This window comes from Acinetobacter sp. CS-2 (genome assembly GCF_016599715.1).
GTDB lineage: Bacteria > Pseudomonadota > Gammaproteobacteria > Pseudomonadales > Moraxellaceae > Acinetobacter.
The window spans coordinates 2550698-2572410 of record NZ_CP067019.1; the positions used below are offsets into that span (position 1 = coordinate 2550698).

The 21713-nt window shown below is 40.6% G+C and carries 20 protein-coding genes; 2 read left to right on the top strand and 18 right to left on the bottom strand.

What is annotated here, in order from left to right; all coding sequences use genetic code 11:
* Positions 1 to 3: 3 nt before the first annotated feature.
* Together JFY49_RS12535 and JFY49_RS12540 are read right to left on the bottom strand one after the other, a co-directional pair.
* Positions 4 to 534 carry a gamma carbonic anhydrase family protein gene (locus JFY49_RS12535; RefSeq protein WP_180042528.1) on the bottom strand — a complete coding sequence of 177 codons (531 nt, stop codon included), beginning with the start codon at positions 532 to 534 and terminating at the stop codon, positions 4 to 6.
* Between the two features lie 13 nt (positions 535 to 547).
* Entirely contained in the window at positions 548 to 1165 is a 618-nt protein-coding gene (locus JFY49_RS12540; RefSeq protein WP_086197694.1) for an NUDIX hydrolase, read from the bottom strand.
* A 125-nt stretch (positions 1166 to 1290) separates the two neighbouring features.
* Between JFY49_RS12540 and JFY49_RS12545 the strand changes: the two genes are divergently transcribed.
* The gene (locus JFY49_RS12545; RefSeq protein ID WP_086197695.1) at positions 1291 to 1839 is read left to right on the top strand and encodes an NUDIX hydrolase; all 549 of its coding nucleotides are present in this window, start codon (positions 1291 to 1293) and stop codon (positions 1837 to 1839) included.
* A gap of 60 nt (positions 1840 to 1899) precedes the next feature.
* On the opposite strand, the gene JFY49_RS12550 is transcribed toward JFY49_RS12545, so the two are convergent.
* The 6 genes from JFY49_RS12550 to JFY49_RS12575 all read right to left on the bottom strand — a co-directional run bounded on the left by JFY49_RS12550 (position 1900) and on the right by JFY49_RS12575 (position 10113).
* Positions 1900 to 3858, bottom strand: a complete 1959-nt coding sequence (locus JFY49_RS12550; protein WP_180082049.1) for a hypothetical protein — start codon at positions 3856 to 3858, stop codon at positions 1900 to 1902.
* Between the two features lie 21 nt (positions 3859 to 3879).
* A complete protein-coding gene (filE, locus tag JFY49_RS12555) occupies positions 3880 to 5049 on the bottom strand; it encodes a putative pilus assembly protein FilE (RefSeq protein ID WP_265092670.1) in 1170 nt (389 codons plus the stop codon).
* Positions 5050 to 5081: 32 nt separating this feature from the next.
* Positions 5082 to 6746: an OmpP1/FadL family transporter gene (locus tag JFY49_RS12560; RefSeq protein ID WP_180042531.1), complete on the bottom strand. Its 1665-nt coding sequence runs from the start codon at positions 6744 to 6746 to the stop codon at positions 5082 to 5084.
* Between the two features lie 12 nt (positions 6747 to 6758).
* Positions 6759 to 7994 carry a hypothetical protein gene (locus JFY49_RS12565; RefSeq protein ID WP_180042532.1) on the bottom strand — a complete coding sequence of 412 codons (1236 nt, stop codon included), beginning with the start codon at positions 7992 to 7994 and terminating at the stop codon, positions 6759 to 6761.
* Positions 7995 to 8041: 47 nt separating this feature from the next.
* The gene (locus JFY49_RS12570) at positions 8042 to 8881 is read right to left on the bottom strand and encodes a C39 family peptidase (protein ID WP_200223114.1); all 840 of its coding nucleotides are present in this window, start codon (positions 8879 to 8881) and stop codon (positions 8042 to 8044) included.
* Between the two features lie 197 nt (positions 8882 to 9078).
* On the bottom strand, positions 9079 to 10113 hold the full coding sequence (locus JFY49_RS12575) for a DUF6160 family protein (protein WP_180042534.1): 1035 nt from the start codon (positions 10111 to 10113) through the stop codon (positions 9079 to 9081).
* Positions 10114 to 10369: 256 nt separating this feature from the next.
* On the opposite strand from JFY49_RS12575, the gene pabB reads away from it, so the two are divergent.
* Positions 10370 to 11740 (top strand): aminodeoxychorismate synthase component I, encoded by a 1371-nt coding sequence (pabB, locus tag JFY49_RS12580; RefSeq protein WP_086197702.1) that lies wholly within the window; start codon positions 10370 to 10372, stop codon positions 11738 to 11740.
* A gap of 77 nt (positions 11741 to 11817) precedes the next feature.
* Here pabB and hisC read toward each other — a convergent pair whose 3' ends face one another.
* The 10 genes from hisC to tnpA all read right to left on the bottom strand — a co-directional run bounded on the left by hisC (position 11818) and on the right by tnpA (position 21597).
* Positions 11818 to 12909 (bottom strand): histidinol-phosphate transaminase, encoded by a 1092-nt coding sequence (gene hisC / locus JFY49_RS12585; protein ID WP_413784584.1) that lies wholly within the window; start codon positions 12907 to 12909, stop codon positions 11818 to 11820.
* Positions 12910 to 13126: 217 nt separating this feature from the next.
* Entirely contained in the window at positions 13127 to 14428 is a 1302-nt protein-coding gene (hisD, locus tag JFY49_RS12590) for a histidinol dehydrogenase (protein ID WP_200223116.1), read from the bottom strand.
* A 198-nt stretch (positions 14429 to 14626) separates the two neighbouring features.
* Complete coding sequence (hisG, locus tag JFY49_RS12595; protein WP_086197705.1) at positions 14627 to 15322, bottom strand: ATP phosphoribosyltransferase; 696 nt, start codon at positions 15320 to 15322, stop codon at positions 14627 to 14629.
* Complete coding sequence (murA, locus tag JFY49_RS12600; protein ID WP_166171032.1) at positions 15322 to 16578, bottom strand: UDP-N-acetylglucosamine 1-carboxyvinyltransferase; 1257 nt, start codon at positions 16576 to 16578, stop codon at positions 15322 to 15324. Before murA ends, hisG begins: the two co-directional genes overlap by 1 nt.
* Before the next feature lie 6 nt (positions 16579 to 16584).
* Entirely contained in the window at positions 16585 to 16836 is a 252-nt protein-coding gene (gene ibaG / locus JFY49_RS12605) for a BolA family iron metabolism protein IbaG (RefSeq protein ID WP_004650949.1), read from the bottom strand.
* 137 nt (positions 16837 to 16973) lie between these two features.
* A complete protein-coding gene (gene hpf, locus JFY49_RS12610; RefSeq protein WP_086197707.1) occupies positions 16974 to 17306 on the bottom strand; it encodes a ribosome hibernation-promoting factor, HPF/YfiA family in 333 nt (110 codons plus the stop codon).
* A 172-nt stretch (positions 17307 to 17478) separates the two neighbouring features.
* Positions 17479 to 18933, bottom strand: a complete 1455-nt coding sequence (locus JFY49_RS12615) for an RNA polymerase factor sigma-54 (protein ID WP_086197708.1) — start codon at positions 18931 to 18933, stop codon at positions 17479 to 17481.
* Between the two features lie 269 nt (positions 18934 to 19202).
* Entirely contained in the window at positions 19203 to 20807 is a 1605-nt protein-coding gene (gene tnpC / locus JFY49_RS12620; protein WP_200222996.1) for an IS66 family transposase, read from the bottom strand.
* 74 nt (positions 20808 to 20881) lie between these two features.
* Positions 20882 to 21217 carry an IS66 family insertion sequence element accessory protein TnpB gene (tnpB, locus tag JFY49_RS12625; protein ID WP_162689812.1) on the bottom strand — a complete coding sequence of 112 codons (336 nt, stop codon included), beginning with the start codon at positions 21215 to 21217 and terminating at the stop codon, positions 20882 to 20884.
* Positions 21214 to 21597, bottom strand: a complete 384-nt coding sequence (gene tnpA / locus JFY49_RS12630; protein ID WP_002114018.1) for an IS66-like element accessory protein TnpA — start codon at positions 21595 to 21597, stop codon at positions 21214 to 21216. Before tnpA ends, tnpB begins: the two co-directional genes overlap by 4 nt.
* Positions 21598 to 21713 lie beyond the last annotated feature (116 nt).

Genomic DNA, 21713 nt, shown 5'->3' on the forward strand with positions numbered 1-21713 from the left:
AAATTACAGTTCAACCGACTCTAAATGCTGAAAATTTTTGAAATGCTCGGCATAGTGCATGGCACTCATTTTTAATTTGGCTTCAGCCGCCTCATCCAGCGTTTTGACGATTTTACCTGGCGAACCCATGACCACAGAATTGTCCGGAATCACCTTACCTTCTGGAATTAAGGCATTAGCACCAATAATACAATTTCTACCAATCACGGCATGATTTAAAATCACGCTGTTAATGCCGATCAGCGTGTTATCTCCTACGGTGCAGCCATGCAACATGGCCTGATGGCCAATCGTGACATAGCTTCCAATATGCATTTCAATACCTGCATCGGTATGTAAAACGGCATTTTCCTGCACATTGGTAAAATCCCCTAACGTGATTTTACTGTTATCGCCCCGAATCACGGCGCCAAACCAGACACTGACCTGCTTGCCCATTTCTACCTGGCCGATAACGGTCGCATTATCTGCCACCCAGCCATCCCAAGGTTGATGCGTTGCTTGAGGTGTATATCCTTTAAATTTATAAATCATGAGGTGAAATTCCTTATTTACCGTATTTAATCTTATTGCTATGAAAAGTGGGCGAATTTAATAAAAATGGCCATTCCTTTTGATAATCCAAACCATACTGAAACAGTGAAACCAACATTCGTGCCGTCAATCCCCAAACCACCTCATTTTCCACACGCATGCTGGGAAAATACAAAGACTGATGAGCATAACGCACCTCATAGGGAATGGGCGGTGCATTCATTAAGCTACTCAGTGATGCAAAAAAGATTCGATCAATTTCAGCTGGTTGAGGAATAAGTTCCACTTCAGGCGGAATCAGCCCGACCACAGGTTTGACCAGCATCCCGTTGCGGGCTTTTTGCATGGGCAAATCGCCAATCAGTTGCACATCAAATGGATTCAGTGCGGTCTCTTCATAGGCTTCGCGCAAAGCCACCACAATATTACTGGTATCTTGCGGATCTCTTTTCCCCCCCGGAAAAGAAACTTCCCCGGCATGATTGGATAAATATAAAGAACGGCGCGTGAGCAAAACTTTGGGATCAGACTCATCAGTAATGGCAATCAGTACAGCTGCATGAGCAGGCTTGATACGTGTAGAAAAGCGTAACCTGTGCTGTAATAATTGTATTAATGAGTAGTCATCCATGCGCTACTGCTCCTGCCTCATGCTTTATTTCATCATAGCTGAATTTTTATTCCAAAGGATAGAAATGATGCCAAAGTTGCATTTTTCAGTTATGCTGATCAACACCTTTATCATTGACGATGAATATGAATTTCTGTGTAATTTGCGGACATAAAACAACGGAAAAAATTCCACTCGGCGACCATCAATTACGCCGCGTTTGTACAGATTGCGGCAATATTCATTACGTCAATCCCAAAGTTATTTGCGGAGCACTGGTGCTGTGGGAAAATAAGGTTTTGCTGTGCCGCCGTGCCATTGAACCGCGTTATGGGCTATGGACCCTGCCCGCAGGTTATATGGAACTGTTTGAAACCATGGAACAGGGCGCTGCCAGAGAAACCCGCGAAGAGGCTGAAGCTGAAGTCGAAATCGAACAGCTCTACTGTATGTACAATATTCCCCGAATTGGACAAATTTACGTTCTGTTCAAGGCTAATCTCGTCAATGGCATATTCGGTGCTGGTGAAGAAACCATTGAGTCGCGTTTATTTGATGAACATGAAATTCCTTGGTCTGAACTGGCTTTTCCCAGCGTAGAACGGACCTTAAGACATTATTTTGAGGATCGTAAAACTGCTTCATTCAGCATGCATTTAGAAACTTTAGGTACCCGCTTAGATCATACTGGTTAAAGATGCGATAAATTTGCAATTTAATAAAAAGCCCATCATATGATGGGCTTTATTTTTTGCTTACTTCTTTTTGACTGTATAACACGGAGCCAAAGCAAAAGTTAAACTGCCTCCACTTAACTTCGCAAGATCTGCATCTTGAGAAGTGTGCGATGTATTATTGGTATTATAAACTTTCTGGAAACTTGATAATGAGTTTGCCCATTTTACCGTACCAACAGCAGAGTCTTTAAATGTAATATCAGCCGCACCCGAAGTAAGATTTAATAAGTTAGCTACATTAAGTAAAGCACCACCCACCACAATACTATCACCAGATGTTGAAGTCTTGATATTGGTATTCATTCCCACTAAAGCACCGTCAATTTTTTTCAAGTTTGCATTTGCCAATACCATACGCAAGGAAATATTCTTATCATTGGTGAAAGCACGAGAAACTGTACCAATCCGGTATTGTTGAACTCCATACTGGTCTATATAAGTGGATGAATTAAAGCCTGTGGTATCACAAGCGCTTTTTCCTGAAGCCAACTCCTGATCCAAAGCAGTACTCATATCATCTTCAGTATAACCAGGCTTCATATTGGTTCGAATGTTGCCTTTTTCATCAATCACTATTCCCAATACAACGTCTTTCACGCTGGTATCGGTAAATTTAAAGGTCAAATTTGCGTACATCGGGAATATATAAGCTTCGCCAGATTTCACATTATTAATGGATTTAAAAACCCTTTTATCTAGATAAGTGATAGGAAAGGTTTTATATAAATCGAGTGTACCATTAAAATTTTCGCTGCCAATGGTCTGCCTCCATAGACCAAAATCCAGCTTATCAGCTGCAGTGACTTCTGTTTTCCTAGTAAGCAACTTATAGAATGCTTCTTTGCCGGCAATCATATAATCATTATATAAAGTGCCCTGATAAATACTTAAAGGTGTAGTGACTTGATCGACCTGAAAATCAAAATTTTGATCAATTTTCTTGGTTACCGGATTAATCCAATGCTCTTGTGCATTTGCAGTCATTCGAATCGGTCGGGTGGTGGTCAGCAATTTGGTATTTAATCCACCTAATGTCGAAGTGCCACTGATGCCTGGACCACGCCATTGTATGCCACTACCAAAAGTATAACCGTCACGATCGGTAATCAACATGAAATGTCCTAACAGATGCTGCGTTGAGCTGTCCTGAGGATTACACGTATCTTTATTACAACCAACTAAACCATCTGAACCACTTAAACTACTAATCACTCCAGAGGTTGAAAATAATGAAAATTCCGGTTGATATACCCCGGCATTCGCAATATTCATCAACATACTGACAGTAGAAAATGCCTGCTCATTGGTTATATTTGAAATATTAATCCAAGGTTGGATCAATAATTCAAAATCGGAATCTGTGGTATTTGCAAAGGTTTCTTGAGGAATTGACTGACTGATTCTCTCCAAATCTACCCGCATTTGATCCGTAATATATAAGGCTTGGATATCGGCTGGATCAGCAATCCCCCCATTTTGTAGCGCAAGTGCCTGTAATATTTTTGCCAACCGCATAGCGACCTTCACGGTGCTATCACTGGCATCCAGAGACTTAGCTGGTGTACCAGAAATTCCGGAGGCAATGTCCAAAATAGTCAAACGAGGCAATTGTGAAGTACTTACCTTGGCAATTTTATTTAGGTCTAGCGTTCCCAAATTAATTTGCTTATCTTTTTCCCCCTTCAGGAAGAAAGTAATTTTGTCACCGACTTTACATGCCCCGGTTGCTGCTCCATCTTTCAAATCTAAAGTGGTTACAAAGCTATTTTTAGTATCACTACTACAAGTAAAATTTAATCCATTTAATGGATAATCCAAGGCAAATCCAAGACATCCACTAGCACCTATCGTACACGTTCCATTCGTTGTACTACCTTCATAAACTTCAGGAATAACATTGGCACTTTCACCACCACACCCCGTTAAAGCTGCCATCAATGTGGTGAGGGCAAAAGGGAGTAAATATTTATTTTTCATCCGAGTTCTCTTCTTATATCCTTAGCGAATTGCTATTAATTTTAATTGACCCTGATTGGTGAGTGCTTTGTTTTCTAGATCTATCGCACTGGCTAAAGGAGTCAACAACATATATCGGCTTTGAGAAGGAATATGAATGATTCCTTCAATTTTTTCATGGCTAGTAAATGACTCGGCAGTTTCATGATTTTTAAAGCCTCCTGCTCCCTCAAGTACACATCCATTGGTATCTAGAAAAACCACAAATGGCCAATAAAAGGTCGGATTCTGTTGTCGCGAAGCATAAGAGTTAATCTGCACATTCTGAATTGCATTGGAAATCTTCACAATTTCAAAATCAAAATGCTCTTTTAATGGTGCACGTGGCCAGACATTGACTTCCTTATCCAGACTGACTGTTTTCGCATTTTTAATTTTTTTGTCCTGAATACATTGTTGACCTAAACTATTCACAGCATCAGCCTGGGAAACCCGGTAATAAGTCGATGACAAGGTAATAGGACCACTATCCTGTTTTTGATTCTTTTTAAAAAATGATTGCAGCAGAGATTTACTCACCCCTTTTTCACGCTCGACCATTTGTAAGCGTGTCGCTCCATGCTTGGTATCAATGATGCCTTCCGGCATAGCATAAAAACGTTTTTTCCCTTCCAGATTAAATTCCTTGTCTTCCAGGTATTCATTTTTTATATATTGCGTACCATCAACCGTGACATAGTTTTCTGCATCTTTAGCTTCTTTCAGTTCTTTAGGCGTACTGGTAGCGAGAGGTACAATTTCTTCCACCGTTTTAGGCAGGGGTTGAGGCTGTGCTAAAACTTTTTGCTTTTTCTCAGTTTCAGGTTCTAGATAGGTCGATTGCGGTATTTTAGCTGTATCTACTTGGGTAGAAGCTTTTTTTGTAAGGCTTTGGATTGCTACTTTATTTTTCACCGGTAATTGCGATAATGTTGTAGTTTGAGTTGTAATAACCTTGATGTCTGGCTGATTATTGGGGGAATGAGTGACCGAGTGAGTTTCTTGAACTCTCCTCTCTACTGAGGAAGATTTACTTCCTTCAGTTTCTTTATTTTTGGGCGCAGATTTTTGTTGCACGACCATAGGCCTACCATCTGGCCCAATAATGGTGTAAAACTCTCCCGCATGAGAAAAAGATAACTGCACCACACATAGCGTAAGTATCGATTTCACCCATAAATTCCCTTTCATTATTTTCAATTTCTCTACCATCGTGTTCTATAGTTCAAGCCTAAAATTGTGACTTTGGTATTCGTTTTAACATTTAAACCTGCATATGGATTTAGTAGAATATTATTCACACCCGTTTGGTTTGCTAAACTACTGGTATTTGCTGGAATGTTATCTTTACTGCGTAAGAAACCAATCGATAAATCCAGATCGGTATCTGCATCGAAACGATAACCTACCCCCAAGCCGAACAATTGTGCATTGTTAATCGGCACCATTGTATTTCGCTTATTATCAGGAATTGCACTAGTACGCGGTTCATATCCGGCACGTAATTTCAGACGATCTGTTGCAGAATATTCCAGACCTATCCCATAATTCCAAGGTGAAGTAAATTGCAGTGGAAGTGCCAGAGAAGAATCACCAATATTTTCAGAAAGTAATTTGGCAATTTTTAATGCTGAAATTTGTCGGTCAAATTCAAATTTAAACTTGTCCCACGCTTTATAGTCTGTCCAGCCCACATCAAAATTGACTTGTAAATCAGGTAAAAGCTTATATTTTATTCCTGCTTGAAAATGGGCTGGATATTCAAAATCCATTGAAACCAGACCTGACTCACTTGCAGGAATATTATTAGGAAACCCCAAAATTGCCGCAAGAATTTGACCTGTAGGAGATGACATTAAACCATTGATCAGCTCACGTGGTGCCTTTGCGTTATCAATGTGATATTTACCTTTCAAACGCATTTTTGCCGCACTTTGATATACCATACCAAAGCTAAAATCCTCAGTCGGTTCCCACAATACGCCCAGGTTATAACTTGGGCTAAGTGATTGTTCCAGAGCAAGCTGCATTTGCCCGAACCTGCCAAATGGGTTCATACCTTCTTGGGCATTACATATACCTAACAACAGAATGTCAGTAATAATGTCCGAGTTTTCTTTAAAAGGTGTACAAACGACCTCATCAATCATTCGTAACATACCAATTAATTCATTGGGAAAACGCAAATCCGTTTTTAAACCAATGGCTTGGTATGACATACCTATAGAAGCACCCACGGATAACTCATCATTCACTTGATAGGCAATAGATGGAGATAAATAGGTAATCCTTTCTAGAGCAACCTGTTGCCCCATGTAATTCGCAGGATTGCCATTTTCCGCACCAAAACCGGCAACCAAAGGTGCATACATTGCAGTTGCAAAAGTTGTTTTTGAACCTGGTGGATTGTAAGCAATACCTGCTGTAGGTGCAGCCATGGGTAGACCTTCACCAAGATCCACCATTTTTTTTAATACTGGGACGTATAGACTGACGTATTCAACATCCCCATTCACTGTGCCTTTAAAGTCTGTACATAAATCGGAAGAAATCTCTGGCCCGTCATTACACACCATCGGGTCATCTGAATAGCCAAATACGTTATAACCAGCAGGAACAGAAAATTCCCGTTGGATATCAAAATTAGCAAGAATCCCCTGCACATCGGTTTGCAGACCTTCAATTTTGGTCAAAGCTGCAGGGTTAAAATGAATTGCACTAATACCAGGAGGATCTGCAGTAACCGCATTTCCCATACTCAATGATCTGACATCAACAGATAAGTTAGTACCTAATTGAGCGAAAGTTGCACTTGAACAGCCCGAGACGATAATTGCTGCAGCTAACGGGCGAAGTCGAATCTTATACATACGACTACCCTCTTAGCGTAGTTTCTTACCGAAACCTAAAATATCCAGTGGGAATGACAAACCTAAAGATACATCTGGCGCATCTTCTGTCAGGCCTATACCCACAGTCCCATTGACAATAGTTTCAGGTGAAACACGAACACCCAATGAAATTGCTAAAGTGGAGCTGGTCTGGTCAGCTGGTGAATAACTCTCACCCGAAGTATAAGTAAATTCTGAACCGGTATTAAAACTTTGCTGATATGACATCGTCATAGACACATCATAGTTAAATGAATAGGCAAAACCTAAAGCAAAACCTCCACTGATCCCAGGTTGAAACTCATCCAGTACTCGTAAACCACGACGTTGATTTAAACCCGTTTCTTTAAAGCCATAATTGGCAGATACGGAAGCAAACAATACCACTGGATCGATATATTTACGCGTACTTGCACCAATCCCTGCAGAGTAATAACCTTTACCGGTTGCTAGATCATTAGTCGCATTAATTTCATAAGGACTATCACCAGTTTTAGTAGAAATATTACCGAATAAGATCAGGGGTAGTCTGCCAGCTTTTAGAGGGAAAGGCTCCCAACGCGTACCAAAAGAAATATCACCTAGACCTGCTGTAGAAGTATCTTTTAATAAATCTGTTTTAGCGACTAAAGGTACTGAAGCCGTAAAGGTTAAATTATCTAGAATGCCATACTGCGCAGTAAATGTATTGGTAACAGAATGGGTCGCATTTTCTTGAACACGGAGTTGATACAGTTGTCCACTCGCCATTTCAGCATCAATCTGTGTATCACGATAATAGGTATAATCAATATCGTAATAAGATGAAATCTCACCTTTTTTAATTAAAGAATATTGTCTTTCATTTGAGGTAAAGACTTCTTGTAAGTTAGCTTCTTTACTTGCATCCCCTTCTTGCTGCTGTAAAGCAGAAGAAGCTTGCTCATTTGCATTAACAGGTTGTGGCTGTGCCGCTGGAGCACTATCGGCAGATGAGGTTGCTGCTGGCTCTTCAACCTGTTCATCAACCACTTCATATTCACCGAGTGCTGACTCTTCCACTTGAACATTTGCGGTTACTTCAGGTTGTACATTTGCAGACTGTGATGCTGTAGATTGAACTTCTGTTTCCTGCTGATCTACAACCTCGTATTCTCCGAGTGCCGGTTCTTCAGCTGCATATACCCCCCCTATTGCCATTTGAACACTCAAAGCCAATAAAGTTTTGTTCATCCATTTACGATTCATATTCCATCCCACCATTTTTATTTTTTTAATCTACTTACTTTTATACTTTATTTACTTTTGTAATAAAGACGTAAAAAATTATATGTCGATTCCCCAAATTTTTCCGAGTCTTCATTTAAATTCTTGTCTAAACGAATCGTTGATGCCTTATTGGCAATTTTATCCATATAGAACTGCGGATATTGCATGTTAACGAAAGCATAGCGATTGACAGTTGCATCTTCGACATGTCGTAAGTCTGTATCCTGAAGTGCTAATAAACTTTTTCTCTTTTCAGGTGCGACATTAATTAAAAATAGGGTGTTGTTTTCCCAGATATCCTTGAAACGTGTTTCATCGAAACTAATATTACCCACTGCAGGGTCAGCTACATAAACACGGCCATTCTTGTATGCTTTAAACACCACAAAATGTTTAAATCCTGCATAAGAAATTGGCACAATGGCTGGTTGTCCCTGTTTCACTAAATCGGAAAATTCGCCTTTATATCCCCCGCTTTCGAAACCGATTGCTCCGACAAAGCGTTTCATATCAAGTAAGGAAAAACTACGTCGCTCGACGATTTTCTCGGTCTCACCAAATTTAAGCAAACCATTCATAACTTGTTGTTCTGTCATGGTTACACCAACATCAACATAACCATTTAACAAGGTCGTTAATGCTGCTGATCCACAGCTATAGTCATAAGCTTGATGTACAATACCCCTAAATTGATCTTCTACAGCAGGTTTAATGAGGACTGCTTCTCTATGCATTCGAGTGAATGAATCTTGGCGAGAGTCTAAGGTTTCAGTGTAATACACAGCTTCCGCTGGCTTTTTTTTAATTTCAAAGGCTTCTTTGGCAGCGTAATACATCAATGCCGAGCCTAACGCGATCTCTAACATATCTTCTGACTTTTCTAGTTATCGGCATGACGTGCCTTTGCTCATTATTTTTCTAGAGTTATTACTCTACATCCATGTAAAAAGGAAGATAACCTTTTTTATAAAAAAAAACAGCTTTTTTTTAGTTTATTTGAAAAATTTAACATTATTTTTGTAAAAAAAAGCGCGTGATTTCACGCGCTTTTTTCAATTCGAAATTAATGACCAGAAATACTAATCATAGAACCTTTATCATAACTAGCACCGTAGAATGTTTGCAAACCTTGAACTTCTACATCACCAATAGAACCAGCAGTACGGCTACCTAAATGAATGCCTTTAACATAATTATCAATTTTGTCATTTGTGCTTACAATACGCACAAAGCCTTTATTCGCTGCCGACTCACCAAATACACTTACACTTGCTTTCATAGTTAAGTTTGTTGAATTGGCATCAGCAACTTTAATGCTTTCAATAAAGATTTCCCCTGGACCTGTAGTACTAATTGGACCAGCAGTTGGGTGAACTGCAACCACAGCACCATTTGTTGAATTATCTAAAATACCTAGGTTCTTGATTTCAAGACCACCCTGCATTACAGAATCCAATTTAATCATGGCACCTTGAGGCGCTGCACCCAATTGAATATTGGCAGTCATTTTACCTGTTTTAACAGACAAACCACTTAAAATCGCATTGTAGTTAGAATCATTACCGCCACGACGGATATTAACAGCAGGATCATTTGCACCAGATGCTGTTACACCAATCTCACCAATATGGATTTCCAAACCAGAAACTTGAGCTGCAATGTTGATAAATGCTGTATTACCACTCCCTGAACCAGCATCGCTATCAATTTGCAAATCAGCAAGGTTACCAGTAGCTAATAATGATTGGTAGTTTGCACCAATAAAAATACCTTGGTCTTTACGATCAATGGTACCACCATTGGTTAATGTAATTGTTTCTGAGTTTTTTGCACCCTTGATTGAAATAGCACCCGCATTACCAGTACCGCCTAAAGCAGTAGTAGGAATAACTGTACCAGTAGCATCTTTAGTACTTAAACCATCATTATCATGAACGAATAATTTATCGATCGTAATTCTAGAAATACCGATCCCGATGTTAATACCATCTTGACCAGTAGTAGCACCCAATGAAGCATCATCCATTGCTTGCATTGCCATCGCATTTGCGCTAATTGCTAATGAAGAAACTAAAGCAAGTTTAGTAAATTTTTTCATTTCGTACTCTCCCAAGAGTATTATTTTTTTGATTGTTAACTACTCGATTTCACTAATTGTTTTTTATTTTTTGACAATAGTGAGGCTTTCCTTGAGCAGCTGGTTTGCCCTAGCTAAGTTATCTCTGTGTCATTTTTTGTTCAACTGCTGTTGGTCGCAATCTGCATGTTACCGATAAACGGTATTTACAGTTTTTATGCATCAACAATGTTATAGAATAGACCATCTATGTATCGAATTTATTAAGTCACGTCGTATGAATGAGCCTGTTTTTTTTCAAAAATTGCTAACCAAGCAACAGCTTAATCCTACTGAAATTCTTTTATGCTTATCGCATCTTAACCATGTGGTTTACTTAAAAAATGTAAAGCAACCTGTCATTGCAATTTTGGCTTCTGAATATATGCTGATGCAAAATAACAAAATTCAGAAATTTACCAGAACATCGTTAAACAAATATCAACAAAAAAATGAACCAATTGATTTCAATCAATTTTTTAAGCAGGATTTGCAAAATCACACCTCCGATTTCAATGGTGGTTTAATCGGTTTTATCAGTTATGATGAAGCTGCCCAACAACACGTCAATATTCAATCCAAGAACCAGCCCTCTTTATTTTTAGGCATTTATTGCAGCTATATTAAACTGACCGATCAAGGCTGGACCTTTTTTAGTCATGAACATGAGGCTGAAGCGATCTTTCAGGTACTTCAAAATGCCTTGCAAAACAAAAACAAGCCAAGTAAAGAAAATCAAAATTTCACCCTCACTCGACCTTGTACCGCACGCTGGACTAAAAAACAGTATGTGAATGCCTTTAATCAGATTCAAGATTACATTCGGGCAGGTGACTGTTATCAAATTAATTTAACTCAAGAATTTACAACCAAAGCACAAGGTTTGTTGTTAGATACAGCAGAAGCGTTTTGGCAATTGACTGATGCACCTTATTCAGGTTATCTCAAAATCAATGATTTTGAATTATTAAGCTGCTCTCCCGAACTGTTTATCAAGTTTGAAGCAAATCGGAAAATCACCACAAAACCGATTAAAGGCACTATGCCCAGATATTCAGATGTTGCGCAAGATGAGCAATCCAAGCAAAGCTTAATTCACTCTAAAAAAGACCAAGCCGAAAATGTAATGATTGTTGATTTACTGCGTAATGATTTGAGCGTATACGCTGAAACAGGCTCTGTTAAAACACCAAAACTTTTTGAAATTGAGTCATTTAATCAAGTTCATCATATGGTGAGTGAAGTCACTGCTAGATTAAGGCAAGATATCAATCCTTTTCACGTTCTGATGTCAGCTCTTCCGGGCGGTTCAATCACAGGCGCTCCCAAAATTCGTGCCATGCAAATTATAGAGGAACTTGAAGGTGCTCCACGTGGTGCCTACTGTGGTTCGATGGGGTATTTTAATTTTGATGGTACAGGTTCATGGAATATTTTGATTCGCTCAATTCAAAAATATCAGAATGATATTTCTGTTTGGGCTGGCGGAGGGATCACCATTGCATCAGATTGCGATGCCGAATATCAGGAATGTTTTGATAAAGTGTCTGCCATGCTGGATTTGCTTAATACCTGGTATAAGCCAAATCAACAAAAAAGCGATTCCTGAGAATCGCTTTTTTGACTTCAAATCCCTCCTCCCTTTATAAAAGGTGAGGAGCACTGCTCCGCAAGGGAGGTGTTTAATTAAGCTAAAATATCATTTCTCAAGGTATCGACTAAACGCTGGTTTTGCTCGTCGGTACCAATGGTAATACGCAGGAACTGGTTGATACGGGGCTTATTAAAATAACGTACGATAATGCCACGTTCGCGCAATTCAGCAGCAAGCTCAGCTGCATCTCTACTCGCTAATGACGCAAAAATAAAGTTTGCACTCGATGGCAAAACTTTAAAGCCAAGCTCAGCCAATTGGGCAACCAACTTTTCACGGCTTGCAATCACTTTCTCATTTTGCGCTTCGAAGTATTCTTGATCTTCAAAAGATGCTACAGCTGCTGCAATCGCAAAACGATCGATCGGATAAGAGTTAAAACTGTTCTTCACCGCTTCAAGGGCAGCGATGAGATGTGGCTGTGCAATGGCAAAACCGACACGTAATCCCGCCAGTGAACGAGACTTAGATGTAGTTTGGCAAACCACCAAGTTATCGTATTTCTCAACCAGTTTTACCGCCGATTCAGCACCGAAATCCACATAAGCTTCATCAATGACGACCACTGAATCTGGATTGGCCTGAAGCACATCTTCAATGGCTGACAAACCCAGTGCGATACTGGTCGGCGCATTCGGATTGGTAATAATAATCCCGCCATTGGCTTGTTTATAATCATCCACCACAATTTCAAAATCATCATTCAATGGCAAAACTTTGGTTTTTACCCCAAAGAACTGACTGTAAACCGGATAAAAACTATAGGTAATGTCCGGATAAAGCACTGGCAACTCTTGGACAAAAAATGCTTTAAAAATATGTGCCAAGACTTCATCAGAACCATTGCCCACAAAGACATTTTCAACAGCAACTTTTTGTTGTTTAGCAATCGCCTGTTTTAGCTCGGAAGCATCTGGATCAGGATATAAACGTAATACATCTGCTGAATTGGCCAATACCGCTTGAACCGCTTCGACCACTTTTGGTGATGGCGGATAGGGATTTTCATTGGTATTGAGTTTTAATAAGTTTTGGATTTTGGGTTGTTCACCGGGTACGTAAGGTTCGAGTTCACGTACTTCAGGACTCCAAAAACGCATTTTTTCAGTGGTCATGGTCAACATTTTATTTTCTCTTATTTCCCTCTCCTAACCTCTCTTGCGCTTTGCTTTAAAGCAATCTTTAAAGCTCACTCAGGGAGCGGAATCTACACCTCATGAAGATAGAATCAAACGTCAAAGTCATTCTCATCATATGAGTTCCCCTCTCCTTTCAGGAGAGGGTTAGGGAGAGGTTTATAATTTTAGAAAACCAGATTTTTTCTATCTAGCCTATGATTCATTACTGATAACGATAACGTGCTGAACGTGCATGGGCATCCAGGTTTTCCTGTTGCGCCAAGATATCGGCTGTTTTCGCTAAAGTTTTCACGCCTTCTTGCGAACACATAATCAGGCTGGAACGCTTCTGGAAATCATATACACCGAGTGGTGATGAGAAACGTGCTGTGCCCGAGGTTGGTAACACATGATTTGGTCCGGCACAGTAGTCACCAATGGCTTCAGGCGTATAACGCCCCATAAAAATCGCACCCGCATGGCGGATTTGTTCAGCCATTTCTTGTGATTCATCCAGGCAAAGCTCCAAATGCTCTGGTGCGACCTGGTTAATGAGGTCAATCGCTTCCTGACGATCTTTCACCAAAACCAATGCCCCACGATTGGCAATTGAAGTACGAGCAATTTCAGCTTTTGGCAAAGCCGCCAAATGTTCTTCAATCGCCTGTTCAACGTCGTTTAAAAGCTGTTCATCCGGTGTGATGAAAACTGCTTGGGCAACGGTGTCATGCTCGGCTTGGGACAAGAGATCCATCGCCAGCCATTTGGCATTGTTTTCGCCTTCAGCATAGACCAAAATTTCAGAAGGTCCCGCAATCATGTCAATACCGACTTGACCAAATACAGCACGTTTAGCTGCTGCTACGAAACGGTTACCTGGACCAGTAATTTTATCGACAGAGGGAATGGTTTCAGTACCATAAGCCAATGCTGCAACCGCTTGCGCACCACCAATGGTAAATGCACGATGCACACCAGCCAGATATGCCGCGGCCAATACCAATGGATTTAACTCACCATTCGGCGCAGGAACCACCATGATAATTTCAGGCACACCGGCAACATGCGCAGGCACCGCATTCATCAATACGGAAGATGGATACGATGCCAAGCCACCCGGTACATAAATACCGACACGATCCAGCGGGGTAATTTTTTGACCTAAGGTATTCCCTAAAGCATCGACATAGGTCCAGCCATCCTGCTTTTGTGCTTGATGGAATTCACGAATACGGTTTGCAGCCAATTCTAATGCTTCACGAACTTCTGTTGTTAAACCGTCAAAAGCTGCTTTAAGTTGTTCTTGAGTGAGTTCTAGATCAGAAAATTGATGCGCTGGATGTCGATCGAACTGTTGAGTGAGTTTAAGAACATGAGCATCACCATGCAGACGTACGTCAGCAATGATTTGGTCTACGGTTTTTAAAAGTTCAGGATCACTAACTGTCTCAAAAGCCAACAAGTCAGCAAAGGCCTGTTTAAAGCTTTGATCTTGAGTCGATAAACGTCGCATCAATTTACCCACAAGGTTTGAATTGGAAAACTTTAGTTTACCTTGTTTCCCAAACTTTGTGGGTATCAATCACACATCTATTCACATAGTTTCATAGGAAATTACTTTCTGAATTATCGAATAAATTCGCTGTTTAGCTCGGGATGGTAAAAATAGGCATAAAAAAACCGCCAAAGGGTGACGGTTTTTCACATCTGAATGCAAAAAGACTTATTTTTTGCTTTCGCGTTCTTCAACTGCTTTTTCAAGCTGTGCCAGAATCGGATTAAGCAGTGCTTGTTTACGTTTGAAACTGGCTTTGTTCACAATTAAACGTGAAGATACTTTGCAGATTTCTTCCAAAGGCTCTAAACCATTGGCACGTAGGGTATTACCCGTATCGACCACGTCAACAATGTAATCACCCAAACCAACCAATGGCGCAAGTTCCATCGAACCGTAAAGCTTAATCACATCGACTTGCTCGCCCAGGCTGGCATAGTATTGACGTGTAAGATTCACATATTTAGTGGCAATTTTTAAACGGCCTTTCGGACGAACCATACCGACTTTACCCGCTGTCATGAGTTTGCAGTTGGCAATTTTTAAGTCCAATGGTTCATATACATTTTGTGCGCCATGTTCCATCAGCACATCTTTACCTGCAACACCCAAATCCGCTGCACCATTTTCCACATAGGTCGGTACATCAGAAGCGCGTAAAATTAAAATACGGACCTGTTTATGGGTCGTTGGGAAAATCAATTTACGGGATTTATCCGGATCTTCCAGTAAATTAATTCCTGCTGTTTCTAGCAGAGGTAAAGTTTCTTTTAAAATACGTCCCTTACTTAATGCTAAAGTTAAACCATGATCAAAATTGCCCATAACATCAAAGTTTGGATCATCGTTTCTCATATCGCTCATTAACTTACTCGCTTAATTTGGGCACCTAAACCTTGTAACTTCGCTTCAACATCTTCATAACCGCGGTCAATATGATAAATACGGTCAATCAGGGTTTCACCTTCGGCAGCCAACGCAGCCAAAACCAAAGAGAAAGAAGCACGTAAATCTGTCGCCATTACAGGAGCAGCTGAAAGTTTTTCCACCCCTGTAACCACTGCATCGTTACCTTCAACCTGAATATTTGCACCCATACGTGCCAATTCAGGTACATGCATAAAACGGTTTTCAAAAATCGTTTCAGAAATCGTAGCAAAGCCACGACCAATCGCGTTGACAGCCATAAGCTGAGCTTGCATATCAGTTGGGAATTCTGGATGTGGCAGGGTCTGGAAACTAACAGCTTTTGGACGTTTACCCATCATATCGAGTTCAATCCAGTCATCACCACGGGTCACTTCCGCACCCATTTCTTCAAACTTATCCAAAACGGCTTCAAGTAATGCCGGATCGGTATGAGTCGTTTTTACTTTACCACCGGTAATTGCCGCGGCAGCCAAATATGAACCTGTTTCAATACGGTCGGCAACTACAGCATATTCACAGCCATGTAAATGCTCAACACCGGTAACCACTAAAGTCTCGGTATCCAAACCTTCAATTTTCGCACCCATTTTAATCAGCATTTTTGCCAGATCAGTAATTTCAGGTTCACGAGCTGCATTACGGATAGTTGTGACGCCATCGGCTAATACTGCTGCCATCAGAATATTTTCAGTACCGCCCACAGTCACCATATCAAAGACCACTTCGCCACCTTTGAGACGACCATCGACTTTGGCATTGACATAACCGGCTTCAACTTCAATTTCAGCACCCAAAGCTTCTAATGCTTTAAGGTGTTGATCGACTGGGCGTGAACCAATGGCACATCCACCAGGAAGAGATACTTTTGCACTACCATAGCGCGCCAATAACGGACCAAGCACCAAAATAGAAGCACGCATGGTTTTGACCAGTTCATAGGGGGCAAACTGATTATCTAATGTAGACGTATCTGCTTTAACGGTATCGCCTTCATAAGAAATTTGAACACCCAAACCAGCAATCAGTTTTACCAACGTGTTCACATCCTTAAGATTTGGAACATTGGTTAATGTGGTGGGAGTTTCAGGGAGAATCATTGCAGCAAGTAATGGAAGTGCTGCATTTTTTGCACCAGAAATACGCACTTCACCTTCGAGCTTAACACCGCCCTGAATTAAAAATTTATCCATCTAGTTCTAAGCTCCGAATAAGCTTGCTTTACGCCATTCTTCTTTGGTCATTGCACGAATAGTTACTGCATGTACTTCACCGCTGGCAATATATGAATTTAACGGAGCATAAACTGTCTGTTGGCGTGCCACCGGACGTTTGCCTTCAAATTGTTCATCTACAATGCGAAGATCAAATTTCCCGCCTTGCCCACTAACTGCAACTTCAGCCTCTGGAAAAGCAGCTTTTAAAATTTCAGTGAGCTGTTCACTATTCATCACAAAGACCTCTTATAGGACCAACGGTGTAAAAACCTGCCATTTTACTATAAATATGAAAAATAAATCATTAAGCTATAACATTTAATATATAAAAAAAGAGGTCATAAAAAACCTCTTTTTGTTCAGCAACAAAACTATGCCATTAAAGATGGGGATGCAACCTGCATTTTTCTATGCTTATGCAACTGTCTTTTAAGTTTTTCTGTTAATTTTTTTATTGATGTATACATATCATCAGCTGTTGCCTGTGCAAACAATTCTGCCCCCGGTACACGAATAATTGCTTCTGCAATATGATTCAAACTTCCTTTTCTTGATCGTTTATCTACTTGATGATCTTTGCTCAATTTCACCTGCATACTATTGACCTGATCTAAATGTTTGGTCATTTCAGCAAATTTTAAACGAATATTATCTTCAATTGCAGGGGTGATAGTTAAGTGATGACCACGAATTGTTATTTGCATAATTCTATCCCTCACCTTCTTTAGGATTAGTTAAAGTCATAGCCGAAATGATCTGCTGACAGAACCTAGAATTCTGCAATTTACACTTTAAATCATTTCAACCACACCTTTAAAAGAAAAAAGATTCATTATGTTGTCATAATGAATCCTTAGAATAATCAGATTTTAAAAATTAGATCAAGACTTTTCGTTCAGAAGATGAAGGAATATGTAACGACTCTCGATATTTAGCGACAGTTCGACGTGCCACATCAATGCCATCTTGTTTTAACAAATTGGCAATAATATTGTCAGATAAAGGCTTGCGTGGATTTTCTTCGGAAATTAACTTTTTAATTTTTGCCCGAATCGCAATTGAAGATGCCTCCCCACCTGAAGTCGTTGCCACATGACTGGAGAAAAAATATTTCAGTTCAAACAGGCCACGCGGGGTCAGCATAAATTTGTTGGTCGTCACTCGCGAGACTGTAGACTCATGCAATTCCACCTCTTCCGCAATATCGCGCAATACTAAAGGTTTCATCCCTTCAGCACCTATTTCCAAAAATCTTTTTTGATGTTCCACGATACATGTGGCCACTTTTAATAAGGTTTTATGACGCTCATCGACACTTTTAATAAAATTTTTGGCATCCAGCATTTGATTGCGTAAATATTGATTATCGTTACTTTGATCTGCACGTTTGATCATACTGGCATAAAAAGAGTTGATCCTTAATTTAGGCATAACATCCTGATTTAACTGCACTTGCCAATGATCATTCTTTTTCATGACCACCACATCGGGAATCTGATAATCAGAGTCCTTTTCTTCAAACTCCATTCCCGGATAAGCTTTTAAGGTCTTTAACAAGTCAACTGCACATTTCAATTGTTCAGGATTCAAACCCGTTTGTTTGATCAATTTTGGCAATTCATTCGAAATCAATAATTCATAATGATTTAGTAAAGTTATCGCTTCATGACGATAAGCTTGATGGGCAGGCAAGCTTTCCAATTGTACCAATAAACATTCTGCCAGATTACGTGATGCTACACCTGGAGGATCCAGATGTTGAATATGTTTTAAGACAACAAGGACTTCATCATCTTCCACTTCATCCTCATAATCCATAGTTTCCAATAAATGCTGCACAGATGCCGTGATTTCAGCAATTTCAGCATCTAAAAAACCTTTTTCATCTAAAGAATCAACAATACAATGCGCAATCAAGCGATCTACATCAGAAAAATGCAACAAATTGATTTGTTCAAGTATGTGTTCTTTTAGACCAAGATGTCCCTGACGGTTATCTTCACGCTCTTCATATTCAGGGGAACCAAGACTCGTCGGTTGATGGGTATAGACATCATCCCAATCAGTATCGACAGGTAAATCATCAGGAAGATGGTTTGCATTCAGCTCATTCGTTAAATCTTTATTATCGCGTTCCTGATCTTGTAAGGTGGATAAACTTTCAATCGAAGATTGCTCTTCAACCTTCTCTAGTAAGGGGTTACTATCAAGTTGAATCTGAATTTCTTGCTCTAATTCAAGACTAGAAAGTTGAAGCAAACGAATGGCTTGTTGTAACTGCGGTGTCAGCGACAAGGAGTTTGCAACTTTTAATCCAACCGATAACTTCATATTACCCTACTCTTTTTAACTGCTATTTATGAAAACACATCTTGTAAGCAATTTTTGTGCCGTTTTAATTTTTATATCATAGATACACATAAAAAATATACAAATTTAAAATTTTTTAATTATATTTTCGATAAAATACTCACGAAATATTAATAAATATTTTTATAAATTAATAACTTACTCAAAAGATAAAATCTAATTATCTAAATAGCAGAAAAATCAATTCCGTTAAAGAATCGTAAGCGTCCGCTGAATCCCATGCCTATTTTTTAATTTTGGTCGGATTTCCAGCGGTGTGGCAGTAATTCTTCTATTTGGGTCACTTTATGCGTCGGCAGCCTTTTCAGCACATCACTTAAATAGGCATACGGATCCAGTCCATTCAGCTTTGCTGACTGGATTAAAGTCATGATATTGGCAGCTCGTTGGCCGCTGCGCAGCGAGCCAGCAAACAGCCAGTTCTTACGTCCCAACGCCCAGGGGCGCATCTGATTTTCAATCCAGTTATTGCAAATCGGTAGATTGCCATCATCCAAATAGCGGCTTAAAGCTGGCCAACGCTTCAGAGTGTAATTGATGGCCTTGGCGGTGGGAGAACTCGATGGCACCGTCAGATGATGTTGGTTGAGCCATTCATATAGTTGTTGCATCACCGGTTGGCTATGCTGTTGTCGGTATTCGCGGCGGTCTTCCGCTGTACCATCCGTCTTTTTCCTGAGTTCTGCTTCTATGGCATACAGTTTCTGAATCAGCACTAATGCCTGTTCAGCGACCTGACTTTTCCCGGTCACATGCAGTTCATGGAATTTACGACGTGCATGGGCCATGCAGCCCACCTCAATGACCTGGCCTGATTTAAAGCGTGCTTTATAACCACTGTAATCATCACAGACCAGATGACCCTGCCAGCCTTTCAGGAACTCTTCAGCATGCTGACCTGAACGACTATCCTGAAAGTCATAGATCACCGCTTGAACTGGATTGTACTGTGTGGTGGCATAGGCCCAGACATAACCTTTCTTCGGTTTTTTCTCATCATCACCCATCCGCATGATGGTGACCGGCGTTTCATCGGCATGGATCACCCGCTGTTGCAACACCACCTGTTTTAAGGCATTAGCCAGAGGTTCCAGTTCCACACCGCAGCGACCAATCCAGTCAGATAAAGTGGATCTGGACAGATCAATGCCAGCCCGCTGATAGATCAGGCGCTGACGGTACAGCGGTAAATGATCGGCATACTTCGATACCAGCACATGGCTGAGCAGTTCAGGTGAAGCAATGCCTTTATCAATCACATAGGCAGGCATCGCTTGCTGAGTCAGGGTGTCACACTGATCACAGACCCATTTGCCACGGACATGCTGTTCCTTGTAGAACTGTGCCGGTCTGAAATGCAGTTTTTCACTGATATCTTCGCCGATACGACGTAACTGGCAGCCACAACTGCATTGGGTTGATGCAGGTTCATGCTCAATACGGATGGTGTGTAGATGATCTGGCAGCAGTCGACGTTTAGGTTTGTTGACTGTGGCTTTCTGTGTCGCTGCATGGGTTTTATCTGCATTTAATCGTTCTAATTCCAGATCAACGGCTGCGATATCTTCTTCGACCGCCTCATCCCATAGATGGATTTGTTTTGCGGTGAGATGTTCGTTTTTACTGCCGAATTTATGCTTTTTAAACAGCGCCAGTTCATGCTCGTATTTTTGATTGAGAATAGAAAGATGCTGAACTTTGGCATCCAATTGCTGGTTTGATTTTTCTAATTCTTGATTTGATTGTGCCAGAGACTGATGCTGCATCGCCAACTGCCGGGTAAATTCCAGCAGTTGTTCATGGGTCAGTTGGCTTAAATCAGGCAGCGTATTCATGACCGCAGTATGCCTGAGGTCATGAAGAGAATGAAATAGAACGTTTGGAGGATGGCAGAATAGCCGAGCTTGGTTTAGAGCATCGTGACCACCTGCTGTCGTCCAATGCGCTGCCAAGGCAAACCCTGGATTAATGCCTGTAACTGTTCCGGGTTGAGAGCTACGTTTTCACCCTGGTGAACTTTAGCCCAGTGGAATTTTCCCTGTTCCAGCCGCCTGGCACACAGCCAGATGCCCAGTCCATCATGTACCAGCACTTTCATACGATGGCCACGTTTATTACAGAACAGGTAGGCGCAATGCGGTTTGATTGAGCCAAAGGCTTTCATAATCTGCGCCATGGCCGTATCCATTCCTGCACGCATATCCATGGGCTGAGTAGACAACCAGATTTCATCGATACGGATCATGTTGCCAGCACCTTGAGTAATTCTGCCAAGGCAGGTATTTCTGATACTTGCCATTTCAAGCCAATTTCTGCTTTTGAGTGGGGTAAAGTAATTTGAACTTTTAACATGTCAGTAGGAGTAGGATCTAATGGTGCAGAGCAAGATAAGGCAATAAATGCAGGTTTATTCGGTAGTGGTGAGCGATCACTCCCTGGCTTAGCATCAATTAAGCGAATCCATTTGGATACAAGATTTGTATTCAATCCATGTTGCAAAGCGACTGAAGCAATTGAAACGTCCGGTGCTTTACAAGCCTGAACGATCTGCTGTTTAAATTCAGCACTGTATGTTCTTCGTTTTTTCGCAAGAGATGCGATGGATGTCTGATTATTTGTAGTCATAAATTTAAGTCCCCACTTGTTTCTAAGTGGGGACTAAATTAAGGCTTATAGGATGAATTCAGAAGGTGTGTTCAGCGGACGCTTACAAAGAATCTAATTTCATTCATCATCAAATA

Coding starts and splice junctions, on each gene's coding strand:
- hpf (WP_086197707.1), bottom strand. CDS start 17,306: ATGCAAATAACAATTCGTGGTCATCACTTAACTATCACCCCTGCAATT.
- JFY49_RS12575 (WP_180042534.1), bottom strand. CDS start 10,113: ATGAAAAAATTTACTAAACTTGCTTTAGTTTCTTCATTAGCAATTAGC.
- JFY49_RS12615 (WP_086197708.1), bottom strand. CDS start 18,933: ATGAAGTTATCGGTTGGATTAAAAGTTGCAAACTCCTTGTCGCTGACA.
- murA (WP_166171032.1), bottom strand. CDS start 16,578: ATGGATAAATTTTTAATTCAGGGCGGTGTTAAGCTCGAAGGTGAAGTG.
- JFY49_RS12565 (WP_180042532.1), bottom strand. CDS start 7,994: ATGAATCGTAAATGGATGAACAAAACTTTATTGGCTTTGAGTGTTCAA.
- ibaG (WP_004650949.1), bottom strand. CDS start 16,836: ATGAATAGTGAACAGCTCACTGAAATTTTAAAAGCTGCTTTTCCAGAG.
- tnpA (WP_002114018.1), bottom strand. CDS start 21,597: ATGACTACAAATAATCAGACATCCATCGCATCTCTTGCGAAAAAACGA.
- JFY49_RS12550 (WP_180082049.1), bottom strand. CDS start 3,858: ATGAAAAATAAATATTTACTCCCTTTTGCCCTCACCACATTGATGGCA.
- pabB (WP_086197702.1), top strand. CDS start 10,370: ATGAATGAGCCTGTTTTTTTTCAAAAATTGCTAACCAAGCAACAGCTT.
- JFY49_RS12545 (WP_086197695.1), top strand. CDS start 1,291: ATGAATTTCTGTGTAATTTGCGGACATAAAACAACGGAAAAAATTCCA.
- JFY49_RS12535 (WP_180042528.1), bottom strand. CDS start 534: ATGATTTATAAATTTAAAGGATATACACCTCAAGCAACGCATCAACCT.
- hisC (WP_413784584.1), bottom strand. CDS start 12,909: ATGTTGACCATGACCACTGAAAAAATGCGTTTTTGGAGTCCTGAAGTA.
- tnpB (WP_162689812.1), bottom strand. CDS start 21,217: ATGATCCGTATCGATGAAATCTGGTTGTCTACTCAGCCCATGGATATG.
- JFY49_RS12570 (WP_200223114.1), bottom strand. CDS start 8,881: ATGTTAGAGATCGCGTTAGGCTCGGCATTGATGTATTACGCTGCCAAA.
- JFY49_RS12560 (WP_180042531.1), bottom strand. CDS start 6,746: ATGTATAAGATTCGACTTCGCCCGTTAGCTGCAGCAATTATCGTCTCG.
- JFY49_RS12540 (WP_086197694.1), bottom strand. CDS start 1,165: ATGGATGACTACTCATTAATACAATTATTACAGCACAGGTTACGCTTT.
- tnpC (WP_200222996.1), bottom strand. CDS start 20,807: ATGAATACGCTGCCTGATTTAAGCCAACTGACCCATGAACAACTGCTG.
- hisG (WP_086197705.1), bottom strand. CDS start 15,322: ATGAGCGATATGAGAAACGATGATCCAAACTTTGATGTTATGGGCAAT.